This window comes from Thauera sp. AutoDN2 (assembly GCF_051280715.1).
In the GTDB taxonomy this organism is placed as follows: Bacteria; Pseudomonadota; Gammaproteobacteria; order Burkholderiales; family Rhodocyclaceae; genus Thauera.
The window spans coordinates 69,884-86,131 of record NZ_JBNCAR010000006.1 but is presented as its reverse complement, the minus strand read 5'-3'; the positions used below and the strand labels follow the sequence as shown (position 1 = coordinate 86,131).

Sequence of the window (16,248 nt, the reverse complement as noted above, 5' to 3'; positions counted from 1 at the left end):
CTTTCGTTTAGGATTCGGCGCTCAAGTGCTTGTTCGGATTGCTTATTATCCATGTCGAAGATCATCCTGGATCACGCCGCACCCCAACGCCGCCTGTTCCTCAAAGGCCTTGCTGCGCTGCCGCTCGGCCTGTCTGCCGCGCCCTTGCATGCGGCAAAGACGGAACGTCACCTCGGCTTTCGCCACACCCACACCGAAGAACGCCTGCATCTCGCATTCCGCAACCACCACGGTTACATCGAGCCTGCGCTCAAGCGCATGAACTGGTTGCTGCGAGACTTCAGAACCGGAGAGTCTACACGCATGGACCCTCGGCTCTATGACATGCTTCACGCAATCAGCATCGCATGCGGCGGCGACACCTTCGAGATCATTTCCGGTTACCGCTCCCCCAAGACCAACAACATGCTGCGCAAAACGCGCGGCGGCGGCGTAGCCAAGCGCAGCCTGCACATGGACGGCAAGGCGATCGACATCCGCCTGGTCGGCGTCGACACGATCCGCGTGCGCGACGCGGCAATCGCGCTGGGCGCCGGTGGCGTTGGCTATTACCCGGAGTCGGATTTCGTGCACATCGACACCGGCCCGGTCCGGAGTTGGGGCCCCAAGAAGGCCTGAGCACTTCAGCCGACGAGCAGGAACCCCCACACCACGGCAGCGTTGAGCAAGGCGATCAGCACTGCTGCGCTGCCGACGTCCTTCGCACGCTTCGCGAGCAGATGCCGCTCCAGCGATACACGGTCGACCGTGGCTTCGATTGCGGAGTTCAGCAACTCGACCACCAGCACCAGCAGCACCGAGCCAATCATCAGCGCGCGCTCCAGGCCCGACTCGCCCAGCCAGACGGCGAGCGGAATGGCAACGACCGCCAGCCAGATCTCCTGCCGGAAGGCGTCTTCATGGCGGTATGCCGCAGCGAGTCCATCCCGCGAATAGTTGAAGGCGTTCCATATCCGGCGTAAACCGGTCTTGCCCTTGTACGGACTTTCCATGCTGGCATTCCATCGCGGCTGAAAAAAAGCTGCGCGATCATGCCACGAAAGATGTGAAGCGCCATCGTTGCGGGCAAGGCGAGAGGGTAACAATTACACAAACACGGGCGAAACTTGCGTCAATGCCACATTCGACGGCAAACGCCATGGACGCCGCAACGCGCCTGCTATAGTTTCTCCCTCCCGGAGATCCGCCGCAGGGAGCCCCCGCCCCGCAGCGCACGAAAAACGACAAGACCACTCAGGACGGCACATGGCAGGCAGGATCGGACGCTTCGAGATCAGACGCGAACTGGGACGAGGCGCGCAGAGCGTGGTACATCTCGCCTGGGATCCGCAACTCGAGCGCGAGGTCGCGCTCAAGACCCTGCACTACGCGCCCGAACGCGGCCCCGACACCGCCACCCTGCTCGCGGAGGCACGCTCGGTGAGCCGTCTGCGCCACGCGGGGATCGTGCCTGTGTTCGAGGCGGGAGAAGAGAACGGCACGCCTTACCTGGCGTTCGAATACGTGCCCGGCCGCAGCCTGGCCGAGCTGATGCACCAGCGCGGCGCCTTGCCCGCGTACGAGGCGGTGACGCTGATGCGCGGCGTGCTGACCGCCCTCGGTGCAGCGCACGCACAAGGCATTGTTCACCGCGACCTGAAGCCGAGCAACATTCTCATCGACGCGGATGGCAGGCCGCGGGTCATGGATTTCGGCATCGCACGGCGGGTGGACGATCCTTCTGCGCGCCAGGGACTCTCGGGCACACCGGGCTACATGGCACCCGAATACATCGAGCGGCGCGAGATCGGCCCGCAAAATGACATCTACGCGGCAGGCGTCCTCCTCGTGGAACTGCTCTCGGGCCGACGGGTGCACCGCGAAGCCGACCCCCGACGCCTGCTCGAGCACACCTGCACCAACGCGGTGACGCTCCCCCCCGGCGGAGCCCCGATCGACGACGCCCTGGTTGCGATCGCACTGCGGGCCGCCGCCCTTGCCCCTGAGACGCGCTTCGGCAGCGTCGACGCGTTTCAGGCCGCACTCGAGGCCTGGCAGACGCCCCAGGTCGACGACGACAGCACCGAGGCCGCACGCCCGGGCGCAATGGAGTTCCTGCTGCGCCGCATGAAGCATCGCGGAGATTTCCCCGCCCTCTCCGAGTCGGTGGTTGCAATCAACCGCATCGCTTCAAGTGAATCGGAGAACGTCGGTACGCTTTCCGGCCTGATCCTGCGCGACTTCTCGCTCACCAACAAGTTGCTCCGCCTTGTGAACTCGGCGCAGTATCGCCCTGCAGGCGGCGGGCAGATCAGCACCATTTCCCGCGCGATTGTCGTGCTCGGCTTCGACGCGGTGCGCAACATCGCCATCACCGTGCTGCTGTTCGAGCACATGCAGAACAAGGCCAACGCCGACCACTTGCGCGAGGAGTTCCTGCGTGCCTGCCTGGCCGGTCTGTTCGCGCGTGATCTGGCGGCACGGTTGCGCATCCGCGAGACCGAGCAGGCATACATCTGTGCGGTATTCCACAACCTGGGGCGCCTGCTGTGCCAGTTCTACTTCCCCGAGGAGAGTCAGGACATCCGCCGCCTCATGCAGCAAGCGGGCTGTAGTGAGGAAGCCGCGGCCGTCCGCGTGCTGGGGGCAAGCTTCGACGAGCTCGGGATCGCCCTCGCACGCAGCTGGGGTTTCCCGGAGCTCATCCAGCGCAGCATGGAGAAGCTGCCCGCTGACCGACCACACCGCGCCAAGAACGCAGAAGAGCGGCTGTGCGCCCTCGCGGCCTGTGCGAACGAGTACTGCGATGCATTCAGCCAGCTGGCGCCCGCCGAGCGCGAGCGGGCGATGCGGGCGATCACGAAGCGCTTCTCGGACGCCGTGCCGCTCGACCTGAAGGGGGTCGGAGAGGTTTTGTGCGGAGCCGCACAGGAGATCGAAGAGCTCGCCAACGTAATCCAGCTCGACCTCAAGCAGACCCACATCGGTCGCCAGTTGCGCCAGTTCGTCGAGGCCGCATCCTCCGACGAGGGACCAAGGCCCAGCACCACCGAGATACCGAGTACCGTGCTGCTGGAACAGTCCGGCCCGGTCGAAGGCGCACCTCAAGGGCACAAGGCGCCCGACGCACAGGCGCTGCTCAGCTCCGGCATCCAGGACATCAGCAACACGCTGGTCGAGGACTTCAAGCTCAACGACGTACTGCGCATCATCCTCGAGACCATGTACCGCGCCATGGGCTTCAAGCGGGTGATGCTGTGTGTGCGCGATGCACGCAGCAACAGCATGACCGGCCGTTTCGGCTTCGGCCCCGACGCCGGCGAACTCGCAAAGAAGCTGCACTTCAGCCTCTCGGCGCATCCCGATAACGTGTTCAATGTGGCCACCGCAAAGGGGGTGGACATCCTGATCTCGGACATTGACGAGCCGAAGATCGCGCCGCGCATCCCCGAATGGTTCCGCAAATCCGTCCCCTCGCGGACCTTCGTGCTCTTTCCGCTCATGATCAAGGGCCGCCCCATGGCGCTGATCTACGCTGACAAGGATTGCGCGGGCGACATCCGCATCAGCGAGCAGGAACTCGCCCTGCTGCGCACGCTGCGCAACCAGGCCGTGCTCGCGATCAAGCAGACGGGCTGAATGTATCCGCGCCCGGCCCGGCTCAGGTCGGGTCCAGGCGCAGAATCCGTCCCTCGCTCTCCTCGAGCAGCCAGAGATGCCCATCCGGCCCCTGGCGCACGTCGCGCACGCGCTGGCCGATGTCGATGCGCTCCTCGTGGATCACCCGATCGCCGTCGAGCACCAGGCGCGCGACAAGCTGGAACTTGAGTGCCCCGACAAACAGGTTCCCCTTCCATTGCGGAAACACCTCACCGGTGTAGAAGGCCATGCCCGAGGGCGCGATCGACGGCGTCCATTGCGTCAGCGGGGGTTCCACATCGGACCGGGCCGTACCTTCGCCGATTCGGGTCCCGATCACGTATTCGCGCCCGAAGGTGATCACCGGCCAGCCGTAGTTACGGCCGGCAAGCACCTTGTTGAGCTCGTCCCCGCCCTGCGGGCCATGCTCGTGCGCCCACAGTTCGCCGGTCAGCGGATGCAGCGCCGCACCCTGCACGTTGCGGTGCCCGTAGGACCACAGATGGGCGCCCGCATCGCCGCGGCCGACGAAGGGGTTGTCCTGCGGAACACGCCCATCGGGGCGGATGCGGACCACCTTGCCGAGGTCGCTCTGCAGCCACTGCGCCCGCTCGCGCAGGTGATATCGGTCGCCCAGCGTCACGAACAGGTTGCCTGCACGATCGAACACCAGACGCGAACCCCAGTGGAGGTTCCCTCCCGGGCTTTCGTTCTGGGCGAAGATGACCTCCACCTCCTCCAGGCGCATCGCATCGAGGTCGAGCCGGGCACGGGCCACCGCAGTACGCGCCCCGCCGTCGGTCGGCTGCGCGAAGGACAGGAAGAGGGTCCGGTCCTGCACGAAGTCCGGGCTCAACACCACATCGAGCAAGCCGCCCTGTCCCCTCGCATGCACCGCAGGGACGCCAGGCAGTGGCGGCGAAACGGTGCCTTCGCGCGTGACGACGCGCAGGCGTCCGGGGCGCTCGGTGACCAGCATGCGCCCGTCGGGAAGGAAGGCTAGCGACCAGGGATTCTCTAGCCCCGTCGCCACTTCGACGAGCTTGACGCGCCCCTGTTCGGTACGCAGCATTCGTTCCGCCGCCTGCGCCGGCAGAATCGCCACGAGCGCCAGAAGCCCTCCGAGCGCTGCGCCTATCCACTGAGGCGCCCCGCATCGAGGCGAGTCATCCTCTCGGCGCAGTGCCCACAGGCCTCGCCGCTGCGAACGTACTGAACAAGGCACGGTCTGCTCCTCTCTGGATGGGCGCTCCGCCACACGTGCGCCCCATTCAAGTCCATGTACTGCGCATTTTAGGACCCTGCATGCTGAATTCCGTTCGTCACCTGCTCCGCCTCGCTTTCGTGGTCGCTTTGCTGGGCGTGTTCTGGCTCGCACTGATGCCGGCACCCGACACCGCCAGGCTGTTTTCGTGGCAGGACAAGGTCGAGCATGCCATCCTCTTCGCCGGGCTCGCCCTGCTCGCTTTGGCGGCCTGGCCACGCCACCCCTGGCTGATCGCCCTTGGTCTGCTCGCCTATGGCGGCGCAATGGAGATCGCACAGTCCATGACCGAGCATCGCCACGGAGACCCCTGGGACTGGCTGGCCGATGCGGTCGGTCTGCTGGTGCTGCTGCCCTTGGCGCTGCGCCGCTACGACCCGGTGTGACTCGACCCGGTGTGACCCGTCGGTCCATCCCGACAGCCTGTTATCATTGCGCCCCTTGTCATTTGCGATCAGACGCTTGCAATCCCCACTGCCCATGAACGATCCGCGCCGCACCCTGGAACTCCTCGCCCCCGCCAAGACCGCCGACTTCGGCATCGAGGCCATCCACCATGGCGCGGATGCGGTGTACATCGGCGGCCCAGCCTTCGGCGCGCGCTCGGCCGCAGACAACACGGTGGAGGACATCGCCCGTCTGGTGCAGCACGCCCACCGCTACCACGCCGAGGTCTTCGTCGCCACCAACACCATCTTGTTCGATGCCGAACTGGAGCCGGCGCGCAAGCTCATCTGGCAACTCTACGATGCAGGGGTCGACGCCCTGATCGTGCAGGACATGGGCCTGCTCGAGCTCGACCTGCCACCGATCCAGCTGCACGCCAGCACCCAGACCGACATCCGCGACGCAAGCAAGGCGCGCTTCCTGCAGGACGTTGGCTTCTCGCAGATCGTGCTGGCGCGCGAACTCTCGCTCAGTGAAGTGAAGAAGATCGCCGCCGCCACCACCTGCCAGCTCGAGTACTTCGTGCACGGCGCGCTGTGCGTGGCCTTCTCCGGCCAGTGCTACATCAGCCACGCCCACACCGGGCGCAGCGCCAACCGCGGCGAGTGCTCGCAGGCCTGTCGCCTGCCCTACGACCTCAAGGATCAGGCCGGCAACACCGTCGCCAGCAACCAGCACATGCTGTCGATGAAGGACAACAACCAGAGCGCCAACCTGCGTGCGCTGGCTGCCGCGGGCATCAGTTCGTTCAAGATCGAAGGCCGCTACAAGGATCTTTCCTACGTCAAGAACATCACGGCGCATTACCGCATGCTGATCGACGAGATCCTCGAGCAACCCGAGGCCGACGGCCTTTCTTATCGTCGAGCCTCCAGCGGCCGCACCACCTTTTTCTTCACCCCTCAGGCCGACAAGACCTTCAACCGTGGCTACACCGACTACTTCACCAACGACCGCCACCACGGCATCGAGGCCTTCGAGTCGCCCAAGTTCGTCGGCGAGCCGATCGGCCGCGTGAAGAAGATCGACACCAAGGGGCGAAAGTTCTTCGACGTCGAGCGCGTGGCACCGATCCACAACGCCGACGGCCTGACCTGGTACGACCCGAAGGGCGAGCTCACCGGTCTGCGCGTCAATCGCGCCGAGGCGAACGGCGGCGGCGCAGGCATCGATCGCATCTTCCCCGCCGACCCGCTACCCACGGATCTCGTGCCCGGGACCTCGCTGTTCCGCAATCACGATCACGAGTTCGAGCGCGCGCTGGAGAAAAAGTCGGCCGAGCGCCGCATCGGCGTGGACGCGCGCTTCGAGGTGAGGGCAGACGGCTTCGCGCTCACCCTGGCCGACGAGGACGGCGTCTGCGCCACCGCGACACTCGCCGCAGCTTTCGAGCCGGCGCAGAACGCCGAGCGTGCGCTCGCCACCGTGCGCGACAACCTCGCCAAGCTAGGCAATACGATCTTCAGCCTTGGCGAGCTCGTGCTCGATCTGCCCGCTGCCCCCTTTCTGCCTGCCGCCCAACTCAACGCGCTCCGCCGCGAGGCCGTGGAGAAACTCGAAACCGCCCGCCTCGCGGCCCACCCGCGTCCGGCACGTGCCGCGCCAGTCGAGCCGCCCGTGGCCTACCCGCAGGACGCGCTGAGCTACCTCGCCAACGTGCTGAACGACAAGGCGCGCGCCTTCTACGCGAAGCACGGCGTCAAGCTGATCGACGCAGCCTACGAGGCCAACGCAGAGCACGACGATGTCTCGCTGATGATCACCAAGCACTGCCTGCGCTACAGCTTCAACCTGTGCCCGAAGGAAGTGAAGGGCATCCGCCCCGACCCGATGCAGTTGGTCAACGGCGACGAGACGCTGACCCTGAAGTTCGACTGCAAGCGTTGCGAGATGCATGTGGTCGGCGCCCTCCGACCGCATGTGGCGAAGATGCGCAACACGGTGGCGGCGCAGAAAATCAACTTTTTCCCCGCCCGATCACCCAGCGTCGGGCATGCTGCCAACGGCTGAGGCCGTCACGTCGCCATGTCGATCCCCATCGCCGTCACCGAACTGCCCGGAAACACCCGTATCGCCGACGCAGCCCTCGTCGTCGTGGCCTTCTGCGCGAATTGGTGCGGCACCTGCCGCGAGTTCCGCCCGGTGCTGGAGCGCATCGCCAACGCAAGACCGGAGATCCTGTTCGCCTGGGCCGACATCGAGGACCATGCGGAGCTGGTCGGCGACATCGACGTGGAGAATTTTCCGAGCCTGGCGGTGTTTCGCGCCGGCAGCGTGCTGCACTACGGCGTCAGTCTGCCCCATGAGACCGTCGTGGCACGTATGGTGGACGCGCTGTCCGCGCAGCGCCCCGCGCGCGCTGCCGATGCCCCTCCCGAAGTGCGTGCACTCGCGGAGCGAGTCTCACGCTGAACAACCGCCTCTGCGCTAGCGGATCAGGCGTTCGTAGAGCTTGACGGCGGTATCGACATAGCGCAGCAAGCGACTGCTCTCACCCAGCACCTTACGCAACTGGCGGCTCCGCCGCAGGCCCCTCTCATCGGAGACGAGCGCCTCGTTGAACCGACGCCACTGTTCATCGACCTCGTCCAACTGCGCGAGCAGTTCGGGGAGCGCCTGACCGCTCTGCCGCAGTTCGGCAAGATTGGCCTCGAACTCTTCCGCCGAGCGCGCGATCTCGACGTCCGCCTCGGACTCGCATTGAGCAAGGTCCTTGAAGAAGAAGAACTTCAGCATGCGCTGCGACAGCATGCGGTTGCGACCGGCGATATTGACGTAACGCGCCAGCTGCCCCCCTGCCGCATGTTCCGCCAGCGTCGTCAGCGCATCGGCCGCACCGAGAAACACTTCACTCGCAGCAAGCACCCGGCACGCAGCACCATCGGCTTCGCTGGGCGCCGCGAGCGAATGCTCATAGGTCACCCATGCATCGTCCAGCACATCCAATGCGTCGCCAAGCTTCAGGGCCAGTTGTGCCCCTCTGAGCCGTGCAAGGATGCGCTCGAGCTCACTGGCGCGCTGGCGAAGTTTCACGCGTGCGTCCGCAGGAGTGACCCCATGCGCAACCAGCGCCCAGGCAAGCGCCAGGCGCGGGGAAAGCAGGCGCAGCTTCCCGCACAGATTGACCAGTTCCCCCGGTGCAAGGCCCTTCTCAGGGGTGCCGCGCGGCGTGCGAAGCTTGCGCGCGAAACTCAGGCGCCGCGGCGCCTCGCCCGCACCGGTGTCGAGCAAAGCTGCGTTCTGAATGTGGATGCGGCTCTTGTCGACGACGATTACGCCCTTGTCCGAGAGCTCCCGCAGGCTGCGCGAGAAGGCCTCGGGGGTAATGCCCAGCCTGGCGGCGATCACCTTCTTCGGCGCCTTCAGCTCGACGGTAGTCTCTCCTGCAAGCGGCACATGACCACCTGCCAGTTCGAGAAGATAGTCGAGCATGCGCTGGGCGACGATGGCACCCGAACGATGCCCGGTGACATCGAACTCGATCGCGCACTGGCGCTTGGCGAGCACTTCGATGGTCCGCGCTGCGAGGCGGGCATCCTCCGTCATCAGCCTGCGCAGCACGGCCACCCGAATGGCCACGACCTCGGCCGCGGAAGTGGTCTCGCAGGTGGACTCGTAGCGTGCCAGCGCGAGCACCTCGCCGAGCGCGAGCATCTGCGGCCCCTGGACCAGTTCGATGACCTTCCGCCCATCGGCTGCAAGCTTCTGGAAGCGCACGACGCTGCCGCTGCGCAGCATGTACGCCTCGCGCAGGGCGTCGCCTGCATCATAGAGCGTTACTCGCGCCGGCAGTTCGATCAGCCGGCTCGCGGCGCAAAGCGCGTCAAGCCGGCCTGCATCGAGCGCGGCAAAGAGCGCGCAGCATGAAAAATGGTCGCGCTGCACGGCGCGACGGGTGGATGAACGCGGAATCAAGAGGGGACCTTCGCGCCCGGGGGCGAACGGCAACGGAGCGGTAACGATACTCCATCTCAAGCACTGCTGTTCTTGATGTTCATCAGAGGGAATACCTCCTCTGTTGCCGGATCACACCCGACGCGCGCGCGCACTTCAACGCAGCGGGATCGGCAGCGCGGCCGGGACCGGCACCGCAGTGACGTTGTTCTGCGGACTACCATCGATCAGCTTGTCGCTGTAGACGAGATAGACGAGCGTGTTACGCCTGGGGTCGACCATGCGCACGATCCGTACTTTCTTGAACAGGATCGAGGCGCTCTGCGAGAACACCTCCTCCTGCTCGCGCAGTGGCTCTGAAAAGGCGATCTCGCCCACCTGGCGGCATGCGACCGATGCATCGGAAGTATCCTCTGCCAGCCCGAAGGTACCCTTGAGCCCGCCCGTGCGGGCACGGGACACATAGCAGGCCACCCCTTTCACCTTCGGATCATCGAAGGCCTCGACCACGACCTGATGGTTGCGGCCGATCAGCTTGAACGCGGTATCGACGCTTCCAACCGTCTCTGCCGCCGCGGGGTAGGCCAGTACGAAAGCGAGCAGGGAGAACACAGACCCGATGATCTTCGACATGAACGACTCCTGAATGCGGACAATTTTGCATTATCGCACTCGTACAACCCCATTCCTGAGCCGAATCAAGGCCACCCTGCCCCGCCGCTGGCAGCATGTGCCTGCTTACCAACCCGCTGACGCAAGGTCTTTCCCACACTCGTGAACCACGCCGCCCCCCTCCCCCTGCCCGCGTCGGTGACCGGGTCGCCCTCCATCGGGCGCATCCCGGGCAGCAAGGCCATGTGGGTGGGCATCTTCTGCGAATTCACCGAGTTCGCGTTGCTGTTCGCCGTTTATTTCATAGCGCGCGCACACAACCCCGAGGCCTTCGCTGCCGGCCCCGGCCGGCTGTCGCTGCTCGCGGGAACCGGCTACACCCTGATGCTGCTGACCAGCGGCTGGTGCGTGGCACGCGCTGTCCACGCGATGCGCAAGGGCGAGCGTGCCCGCTGCCTGCGCTGGCTGGGCGCGGCCTTCGTGTTCGGACTGGGCTATCCGGCGATCAAGATCTTCGAGTTGCAGCGCAACTTCGCACTCGGACTCGACGGTAGCGCCGGCGTGTTCATCGTCACCTACTATTACCTGACCTTCACCCATCTGGTCCATGTGTTCTGGGGGCTGCTCGGCATGCTGTGGGTCATGGCGCGCACCGGCTTCGGCGCCTACACGCCCGAAGAGCACGGCGGGCTTGAGGCGTTCGCCTGCTACTGGCATGCCACGGACATGCTCTGGCTGATGATCTTCCCGATGTTCTACCTACTCGGTTAAGAGGCGCACATGAACGCAGAACGCAAGCTCGACCTCGCCTGGGTGGCTCTGGTGCTGCTGAGCATTGGCGGCGCGCGCCTCGGCGGCGCGGACGATGACGGCTTCGGCGTCGCGGTGGTCGTCGCCCTGGTGATGGGTGCCAAGCTGCTCATCGTGAGCCGCTACTTCCTCGAGCTCCACGAGGCGCACCCGCGCATCCGCCGGGCGGTGCATCTGTTCTGCTACGGCATGCCGTTCCTGGTGATCGCCACCACGGGCTTCCGCGAAGCCCTGGCACGCCTCACCGGCGCAGCGCTGATCTAACGCTGCTCACCAGTGCGGAGGGATCTCGTCTTCCGGCCGCAAGGGGTTGGCCGGCTGGATCGTCTTGACCTGCTGTGCAAGCTGGCGGACCTGTTCGCGCAACAGGTCTAGCTCCTGCTGCTGGCGCCAGACAGTGCGATTGAGCTCTTCGAGCAGATCCTCGGCGGCCATCAGCTTGGTCTCGAGCGTGACGATGCGATCTTCCATGGTGATTCCTGTCTTGAAGGCCCTGCCAGCGGGGCGCGGATTCTAGCCTGCAGTGGCCGCAGCGTGTCGCGCCAGCGCCCATGCCGCATGTTCGCGCACCAGCGCGCTGTCGTGCTCCGCACGCGCGCGCAGCGCCGCACACACCTCGGCTGAGGTCTCCGCATTACCCAGCGCAACCGCAATGTTGCGCAGCCAGCGCTCATGACCGATGCGATAGAGCGGACTGCCTGCGGTGCGCTCTGCGAACTCGGCCGCGCTCCACGAGAAGAGCTCGACCAGGCGGGCGCGATCAAGGCCATGCCTGGGCGCAAAATCGGGCTCGGACGCGAGCCGCGCGAAGCGGTTCCAGGGACAGGCGAGCTGGCAATCGTCACACCCGTAGATACGGTTGCCCATGAGCGGGCGCAGATCCTCGGGAATCGCACCGTCGAGCTCGATGGTCAGGTAGGAGATGCAACGGCGCGCATCCACGACGAAAGGCGCGACGATCGCCTGGGTCGGACAGGCATCGATGCAGGCGGTGCATCGGCCGCAGTGCGGCTCTACGGGCGCATCGGCTGGCAACGGAAGATCGGTGAAGATCTCGCCAAGGAAAAACCACGACCCCACCGCGCGATCGAGCAGCAGCGTGTGCTTTCCACGCCAGCCCAGGCCCTTGCGGCTCGCATGCTCCACCTCCAGAACCGGTGCCGAATCGGTGAACACCCGGTATTGGTGCGGCACTTCCTGCGCGATGCGGTCCGCGAGCTTCTGCAGCCGTGCGCGCACCACCTTGTGGTAGTCCCGCCCCAGGGCGTAGCGCGAGACATACGCGCGTCGCGTATCGGCAAGCACGTCGCGCGCCGGGGCTGCGTCGGGCCAGTAGTTCATTCGCACGCTGATCACGCTCACCGTTCCCGGCAGCAGTTCCTGCGCACGAGCACGCTTCATCCCGTGGTGGGCCATATAATCCATGCCGCCATGGAGGCCCGCTTCCAGCCAGGCCGCCAGCCCGGGCTCCGCGTCGGAGAGATCGACCCCGCCCACGCCGAGAGCATCGAAGCCCAGTTCAGCCGCCCACTGTCTCATGCGCGCAACAAAGGCCACACCCTCGGGCAGGCTCGCCCGTACCGTACCTGCGGCCTCGCGATCGGGGTTATCGGCCATCTTACAGAGGTTCCAATGATCGAGTTGATTCAAGCTGCCGATGATAACGGCGAGCGCCTGCAGGCGCACTTGCCCGCGGAAGAAGACACCGAAGCGCTGGGCCGCACGCTCGCGTCGACGCTGCGCCCCGGACTGCAGATCTGGCTACAGGGCAACCTCGGCATGGGCAAGACCACCCTCACCCGCGGGGTGTTGCGCGGCCTTGGTTACGCGGGGCGCGTGAAAAGCCCCACCTACACCCTCATTGAACCTTACGTAGTTTCTAGATTAGACTTATATCACTTTGATTTTTATCGCTTCAATTCGCCCGAAGAATATCTCGACGCGGGGCTGGACGAATACTTCGCCGGACAAGGGGTCTGCCTGGTGGAATGGCCGGAAAAGGCTGTTCCCTATCTGCCGTCTCCGGACCTGGAGGTAAGCCTCTCGCCAGCCGCGGATGGACGGATTGCAGTGATTCGCAGCAACACGGAAGCGGGGCAGACATGCGCGATCGAACTGGTGAGAGCTTTGCGGGGCACGGACCCGGCGCCCGGGCCGATCTGAGCGCCGGCACGGAGACGTTGCCGGCCGGCACACCTTCGTCGCGCATCGATCGCCGGCGCCTGCTCAAGTTCGCCGGCGCCTCGCTGGCGCTGCTGGTCAGCCCGGTCGGCCACGCCGCCAGCACCAGCCTCGTCGCGGTGCGCGTCTGGCCCTCGCCCGAGTACACCCGCATCACCCTCGAGGGCTCATCGAACCTGCGCTTCAGCCATATGCTGGTGCAGGACCCGGATCGCCTCGTGGTCGACCTGGAAGGCGTCGAACTCAACAGCGTGCTGCAGTCGCTGCCGTCCAAGGTGCTCGACAGCGACCCCTACATCAGTCGCATCCGTGCGGGGCAGAACCGCCCCGGCGTGGTGCGCATCGTGGTCGAGTTGAAGGCGGTGATCGAGCCTCAGGTCTTCACCCTCGCGCCGGTCGGAAGCTACGGCCATCGCCTCGTCCTCGACCTGCATCCGAGCGAGGAACACGATCCGCTCATGGCCTTGATCCTGAAGGACTCGCCGATGGATGCGGCGATGGGCGACGAAGGCCGCAGCAGTTCCACCGTGGCGAGCCGCGCCCCGCGCGAGCCGGAGCGCCCGGGCAAAGGAAACAGCCCCGCGGTGAACAGGCTCTACACGGTGGTGCTCGATGCCGGCCACGGCGGCGAGGACCCCGGCGCCATCGGTCGTCGCGGCAGCTACGAGAAGAACGTCACGCTCTCGATCGCGCGCCGGCTCAAGCGCAAGATCGACGCCGAACCCGGCATGCGGGCGGTGCTGACCCGCGACGGCGACTACTTCGTGCCCCTGCACCAGCGCGTCGCGCGTGCGCGGCGTGTGCGTGCGGACCTCTTCGTGTCCATCCACGCGGATGCCTTCGTGCGCCCCGAAGCCAACGGCAGCTCGGTGTACGTGCTGTCCGAGCGCGGGGCATCCAGTTCGGCCGCACGCTGGCTCGCACAGAAAGAGAACGACGCCGATCTCGTCGGTGGCGTCAATCTCTCCCGCCAGGAGGGACATCTGGCACGCACGCTGCTTGACCTGTCGCAGACCGCAACCATCAACGACAGCTTCAAGCTTGGCCGGGCGATGCTCGGTGAGCTCGGCACCATCAATCGCCTGCACAAGCCCGAGGTAGAACAGGCCGGATTCGCCGTTCTGCGCGCACCGGACATTCCCTCCGTGCTGGTCGAAACCGCGTTCATCAGCAACCCGCAGGAAGAACGCCGTCTGAACGACGAGGCCTACCAGGAGAAGATGGCCAACGCCCTCATGCGCGGCATCAAGCGCTACTTCAGCGAACACGCCCCCACCGCGCCCACCCGCGTCGCACAACTCGACTGAGCCCCCTGCACCCAGCGCAGGCCGGCACACAGGCGCCTCCGCCGTATCGGCGGGGTACAATGCCATTTCGCGCAAACGCACAGGAGCCGGACATGAACCTGGGAAACATCCTCGGCCAGATTCTTCAGCAAGGCATGGCGAGCCAGAGCCGCGCCCGCCTGGATCATGCGGTCGGCAGCAACGGAATCGGAGATCTTCTGGGTGGATTGCTCGGCGGTGCGCAGGGTGCAGGCAGCGCCAGGCAACCCGCGGGCCCGGGTGGCCTCGGCGATCTGCTGGGCGGCGTGCTGGGCGGCAGCCGTAGCGGTGGCGCAGGCGCGTTGGGCGACCTGCTCGGCGGCGTACTGGGTGGTTCTGCGGGCGGCCGGCCCGCTGCCCCGAGTGGCGGCCTCGGCGATCTGCTTGGCGGCCTGCTCGGTGGCACACAGGGCACAGCGCCCCGCCGCAGCGGGAGCACGGGCGGCAATGCCGGCATGGCCATCCTGGCGACGATCGCCATGGCCGCGCTCAAGAACTGGACCGACAAACGGCGCGAACAGGCTGACTCCACAGGTGCCATGGCCGGCTTTGCGCCTGAGGACGTTCAGGCCATGACCGCCCCCGAAGCCGAGGCGCTGATCGTGCGCGCCATGATTTCCGCATCCAAGGCGGACGGCGAGGTGAGCGAGGAAGAGGTTCAGCGCATCGTCGGCAAGCTCGGCGCGGACGGGCTCAGCGAAGAGGAGCGGCAGTTTATCCTCAGCGAGCTACGCCGCCCGCTCGACATCGCCGGACTCGTGCGCGACGTCCCCAACGCAGCTGTGGCCGCCGAGATCTACGCCGCATCATTGCTTTCGATCGACATCGACACACCAGCCGAAGTGGCATACCTGCGCCAGCTCGCACAAGCGCTGCACCTGGACGCGGGCACGGTTTCGCGCCTGCACCAGATCACCGGCGCCACCGCGGTCTAAACAAACGCCGGGTGCCCATGGGCGCGCCGCGCGGTGCTCCCGGTCATTCCGTCTCGAGACGGAAACCCACCTTGAGCGTGACCTGGAAATGCGCCACCTCGCCATCGACGACGTGTCCGCGCGTTTCGACCACTTCGAACCACTCGATGTGGCGAATGGATCGCGCCGCAGTTTCAATGGCATTGCGAATGGCAGCATCGGTCCCTTCGCGCGAAGAACCTACGACCTCGACGAGTTTGTAGACGTGATCGGACATGCTTGCGCCTCCTTCATTCCAGTTTGGATGCATCGTCGCTGCACAACGCCCGACGGATTCCACCCCGTTCCTCGAAGCGCCGCACGGATGCACGATACGCGCGCACTCCGAGCACCGCAATCAGGATCAGGATAGCGATGAACACGGAAAGCTTGAAAGCCATCCCGAACGCCCCTGCCGAACTCACGCGGAAGCCGATTCGAGCCAGTCGGCCCGCTCGGCCCAGCGCTTCGCCTTGTCGGCAGCGAGACCGGGCGCCATGGCGATCCGGCGCAGCATGCCCGGGTCCGGGCGATGAGCGGTCACCGACTCCCAGTAGTGCGCCAGCGACAACCAGGGGTTGGGACGCTCGATGAGCTCGAGCACATCCCCTGCACCGATCAGGCCAGGCTGCAGCACCCGGTAGTACCAGCCGGTAATGCCCGCAGCCTCGACGAAGCGCGACGCGCCCTCGGCCTTTACGCGCAGATCGATCTTCCAGCAGGGCGAGCGGGTCTGGCTGACCTGGACGCGTGCGGCACCGATCGAAAGTACGTCTCCGATGCAAAGCTCGTGCTCGGTCAGGCCGTGCGTGCTGAGATTCTCACCAAGGAAACCCGCACCCACACTGTCCGCACAGTGCGGCCATTCCGCAGCGAGCAGGGCGTAGTGCTCAACCGGAAAATGATGCAGGGCCTTGTCAGGGCCACCATGATGACGAAGGTCGGCCTGTTCGTCCCCTGCGAGCCCGGTGGGCGTGAGCATCACCGGGCCATCGGCCGGCGCCTTGAAGATGCCGCTACGTTCGCCATCCGCCGACAGCAACCGCACCGTGCCGATGAAGACCTCGTCCACCGTGTAACGCATGTCCTTCCCCATTCTGTTCGTGGCGCGCTCTGCGCGTACGCCCAAGCCGTCCCCTGAAAT

General features: G+C 65.7%; 19 protein-coding genes. 10 read left to right on the top strand and 9 right to left on the bottom strand.

Annotation, left to right across the window (positions count from 1 at the left end):
• The first annotated feature begins 51 nt into the window (after positions 1-51).
• On the top strand, positions 52-618 hold the full coding sequence (locus ACPT9U_RS05695) for a YcbK family protein (protein ID WP_435750170.1): 567 nt from the start codon (positions 52-54) through the stop codon (positions 616-618).
• Positions 619-623: 5 nt separating this feature from the next.
• On the opposite strand, the gene ACPT9U_RS05690 is transcribed toward ACPT9U_RS05695, so the two are convergent.
• Complete coding sequence (locus tag ACPT9U_RS05690; RefSeq protein ID WP_435750169.1) at positions 624-992, bottom strand: diacylglycerol kinase; 369 nt, start codon at positions 990-992, stop codon at positions 624-626.
• A 253-nt stretch (positions 993-1,245) separates the two neighbouring features.
• Here ACPT9U_RS05690 and ACPT9U_RS05685 point away from each other — a divergent pair, with 253 nt between their 5' ends.
• The gene (locus tag ACPT9U_RS05685; RefSeq protein ID WP_435750168.1) at positions 1,246-3,618 is read left to right on the top strand and encodes a protein kinase domain-containing protein; all 2,373 of its coding nucleotides are present in this window, start codon (positions 1,246-1,248) and stop codon (positions 3,616-3,618) included.
• Positions 3,619-3,640: 22 nt separating this feature from the next.
• Here ACPT9U_RS05685 and ACPT9U_RS05680 read toward each other — a convergent pair whose 3' ends face one another.
• On the bottom strand, positions 3,641-4,690 hold the full coding sequence (locus ACPT9U_RS05680) for a PQQ-dependent sugar dehydrogenase (RefSeq protein WP_435750167.1): 1,050 nt from the start codon (positions 4,688-4,690) through the stop codon (positions 3,641-3,643).
• A 233-nt stretch (positions 4,691-4,923) separates the two neighbouring features.
• On the opposite strand from ACPT9U_RS05680, the gene ACPT9U_RS05675 reads away from it, so the two are divergent.
• The 3 genes from ACPT9U_RS05675 to ACPT9U_RS05665 all read left to right on the top strand — a co-directional run bounded on the left by ACPT9U_RS05675 (position 4,924) and on the right by ACPT9U_RS05665 (position 7,741).
• Positions 4,924-5,268, top strand: coding sequence for a VanZ family protein (locus ACPT9U_RS05675; RefSeq protein ID WP_435750166.1), 345 nt, complete (start codon positions 4,924-4,926; stop codon positions 5,266-5,268).
• Between the two features lie 94 nt (positions 5,269-5,362).
• Positions 5,363-7,339 (top strand): peptidase U32 family protein, encoded by a 1,977-nt coding sequence (locus tag ACPT9U_RS05670; protein ID WP_435750165.1) that lies wholly within the window; start codon positions 5,363-5,365, stop codon positions 7,337-7,339.
• Between the two features lie 15 nt (positions 7,340-7,354).
• Entirely contained in the window at positions 7,355-7,741 is a 387-nt protein-coding gene (locus ACPT9U_RS05665; protein WP_435750164.1) for a thioredoxin family protein, read from the top strand.
• Positions 7,742-7,756: 15 nt separating this feature from the next.
• Here the strand turns inward: ACPT9U_RS05665 and ACPT9U_RS05660 are convergent, their stop codons facing one another.
• Together ACPT9U_RS05660 and ACPT9U_RS05655 are read right to left on the bottom strand one after the other, a co-directional pair.
• A complete protein-coding gene (locus ACPT9U_RS05660; RefSeq protein ID WP_435750163.1) occupies positions 7,757-9,244 on the bottom strand; it encodes a type IV pili methyl-accepting chemotaxis transducer N-terminal domain-containing protein in 1,488 nt (495 codons plus the stop codon).
• A 135-nt stretch (positions 9,245-9,379) separates the two neighbouring features.
• Complete coding sequence (locus ACPT9U_RS05655) at positions 9,380-9,856, bottom strand: CreA family protein (RefSeq protein WP_435750162.1); 477 nt, start codon at positions 9,854-9,856, stop codon at positions 9,380-9,382.
• A gap of 222 nt (positions 9,857-10,078) precedes the next feature.
• Here ACPT9U_RS05655 and ACPT9U_RS05650 point away from each other — a divergent pair, with 222 nt between their 5' ends.
• Together ACPT9U_RS05650 and ACPT9U_RS05645 are read left to right on the top strand one after the other, a co-directional pair.
• The gene (locus ACPT9U_RS05650) at positions 10,079-10,606 is read left to right on the top strand and encodes a cytochrome c oxidase subunit 3 family protein (protein WP_418364843.1); all 528 of its coding nucleotides are present in this window, start codon (positions 10,079-10,081) and stop codon (positions 10,604-10,606) included.
• A gap of 9 nt (positions 10,607-10,615) precedes the next feature.
• Positions 10,616-10,909, top strand: coding sequence for a hypothetical protein (locus ACPT9U_RS05645; protein ID WP_418364784.1), 294 nt, complete (start codon positions 10,616-10,618; stop codon positions 10,907-10,909).
• Between the two features lie 6 nt (positions 10,910-10,915).
• Here ACPT9U_RS05645 and ACPT9U_RS05640 read toward each other — a convergent pair whose 3' ends face one another.
• Together ACPT9U_RS05640 and queG are read right to left on the bottom strand one after the other, a co-directional pair.
• Positions 10,916-11,116, bottom strand: a complete 201-nt coding sequence (locus ACPT9U_RS05640) for a SlyX family protein (protein WP_435750161.1) — start codon at positions 11,114-11,116, stop codon at positions 10,916-10,918.
• Between the two features lie 42 nt (positions 11,117-11,158).
• Positions 11,159-12,262, bottom strand: coding sequence for a tRNA epoxyqueuosine(34) reductase QueG (queG, locus tag ACPT9U_RS05635; protein ID WP_435750160.1), 1,104 nt, complete (start codon positions 12,260-12,262; stop codon positions 11,159-11,161).
• Between the two features lie 15 nt (positions 12,263-12,277).
• On the opposite strand from queG, the gene tsaE reads away from it, so the two are divergent.
• The 3 genes from tsaE to ACPT9U_RS05620 all read left to right on the top strand — a co-directional run bounded on the left by tsaE (position 12,278) and on the right by ACPT9U_RS05620 (position 15,086).
• Positions 12,278-12,808 (top strand): tRNA (adenosine(37)-N6)-threonylcarbamoyltransferase complex ATPase subunit type 1 TsaE, encoded by a 531-nt coding sequence (gene tsaE, locus ACPT9U_RS05630; RefSeq protein WP_435750159.1) that lies wholly within the window; start codon positions 12,278-12,280, stop codon positions 12,806-12,808.
• Entirely contained in the window at positions 12,748-14,133 is a 1,386-nt protein-coding gene (locus ACPT9U_RS05625) for an N-acetylmuramoyl-L-alanine amidase (RefSeq protein ID WP_418364788.1), read from the top strand. The genes tsaE and ACPT9U_RS05625 overlap by 61 nt, the downstream gene beginning before the upstream one ends.
• A gap of 92 nt (positions 14,134-14,225) precedes the next feature.
• The gene (locus ACPT9U_RS05620) at positions 14,226-15,086 is read left to right on the top strand and encodes a tellurite resistance TerB family protein (protein ID WP_435750158.1); all 861 of its coding nucleotides are present in this window, start codon (positions 14,226-14,228) and stop codon (positions 15,084-15,086) included.
• A 43-nt stretch (positions 15,087-15,129) separates the two neighbouring features.
• Here the strand turns inward: ACPT9U_RS05620 and ACPT9U_RS05615 are convergent, their stop codons facing one another.
• From ACPT9U_RS05615 to ACPT9U_RS05605, 3 genes are read right to left on the bottom strand one after another with little or no spacing between them, the layout of a single operon-like run.
• Positions 15,130-15,342, bottom strand: coding sequence for a dodecin (locus tag ACPT9U_RS05615; protein ID WP_418364790.1), 213 nt, complete (start codon positions 15,340-15,342; stop codon positions 15,130-15,132).
• A 13-nt stretch (positions 15,343-15,355) separates the two neighbouring features.
• Positions 15,356-15,505 (bottom strand): hypothetical protein, encoded by a 150-nt coding sequence (locus tag ACPT9U_RS05610; protein WP_435750157.1) that lies wholly within the window; start codon positions 15,503-15,505, stop codon positions 15,356-15,358.
• Between the two features lie 20 nt (positions 15,506-15,525).
• A complete protein-coding gene (locus ACPT9U_RS05605; protein WP_435750155.1) occupies positions 15,526-16,188 on the bottom strand; it encodes an MOSC domain-containing protein in 663 nt (220 codons plus the stop codon).
• Positions 16,189-16,248: the final 60 nt, after the last annotated feature.

What these genes read in the sequence shown, in the direction of transcription:
- ACPT9U_RS05695 (WP_435750170.1), top strand. Translation starts at nt 52, where the DNA reads ATGTCGAAGATCATCCTGGATCACGCCGCACCCCAACGCCGCCTGTTC.
- ACPT9U_RS05690 (WP_435750169.1), bottom strand. Translation starts at nt 992, where the DNA reads ATGGAAAGTCCGTACAAGGGCAAGACCGGTTTACGCCGGATATGGAAC.
- ACPT9U_RS05685 (WP_435750168.1), top strand. Translation starts at nt 1,246, where the DNA reads ATGGCAGGCAGGATCGGACGCTTCGAGATCAGACGCGAACTGGGACGA.
- ACPT9U_RS05680 (WP_435750167.1), bottom strand. Translation starts at nt 4,690, where the DNA reads ATGCTGCGTACCGAACAGGGGCGCGTCAAGCTCGTCGAAGTGGCGACG.
- ACPT9U_RS05675 (WP_435750166.1), top strand. Translation starts at nt 4,924, where the DNA reads ATGCTGAATTCCGTTCGTCACCTGCTCCGCCTCGCTTTCGTGGTCGCT.
- ACPT9U_RS05670 (WP_435750165.1), top strand. Translation starts at nt 5,363, where the DNA reads ATGAACGATCCGCGCCGCACCCTGGAACTCCTCGCCCCCGCCAAGACC.
- ACPT9U_RS05665 (WP_435750164.1), top strand. Translation starts at nt 7,355, where the DNA reads ATGTCGATCCCCATCGCCGTCACCGAACTGCCCGGAAACACCCGTATC.
- ACPT9U_RS05655 (WP_435750162.1), bottom strand. Translation starts at nt 9,856, where the DNA reads ATGTCGAAGATCATCGGGTCTGTGTTCTCCCTGCTCGCTTTCGTACTG.
- ACPT9U_RS05650 (WP_418364843.1), top strand. Translation starts at nt 10,079, where the DNA reads ATGTGGGTGGGCATCTTCTGCGAATTCACCGAGTTCGCGTTGCTGTTC.
- ACPT9U_RS05645 (WP_418364784.1), top strand. Translation starts at nt 10,616, where the DNA reads ATGAACGCAGAACGCAAGCTCGACCTCGCCTGGGTGGCTCTGGTGCTG.
- ACPT9U_RS05640 (WP_435750161.1), bottom strand. Translation starts at nt 11,116, where the DNA reads ATGGAAGATCGCATCGTCACGCTCGAGACCAAGCTGATGGCCGCCGAG.
- queG (WP_435750160.1), bottom strand. Translation starts at nt 12,262, where the DNA reads ATGGCCGATAACCCCGATCGCGAGGCCGCAGGTACGGTACGGGCGAGC.
- tsaE (WP_435750159.1), top strand. Translation starts at nt 12,278, where the DNA reads ATGATCGAGTTGATTCAAGCTGCCGATGATAACGGCGAGCGCCTGCAG.
- ACPT9U_RS05625 (WP_418364788.1), top strand. Translation starts at nt 12,748, where the DNA reads ATGCGCGATCGAACTGGTGAGAGCTTTGCGGGGCACGGACCCGGCGCC.
- ACPT9U_RS05620 (WP_435750158.1), top strand. Translation starts at nt 14,226, where the DNA reads ATGAACCTGGGAAACATCCTCGGCCAGATTCTTCAGCAAGGCATGGCG.
- ACPT9U_RS05615 (WP_418364790.1), bottom strand. Translation starts at nt 15,342, where the DNA reads ATGTCCGATCACGTCTACAAACTCGTCGAGGTCGTAGGTTCTTCGCGC.
- ACPT9U_RS05610 (WP_435750157.1), bottom strand. Translation starts at nt 15,505, where the DNA reads ATGGCTTTCAAGCTTTCCGTGTTCATCGCTATCCTGATCCTGATTGCG.
- ACPT9U_RS05605 (WP_435750155.1), bottom strand. Translation starts at nt 16,188, where the DNA reads ATGCGTTACACGGTGGACGAGGTCTTCATCGGCACGGTGCGGTTGCTG.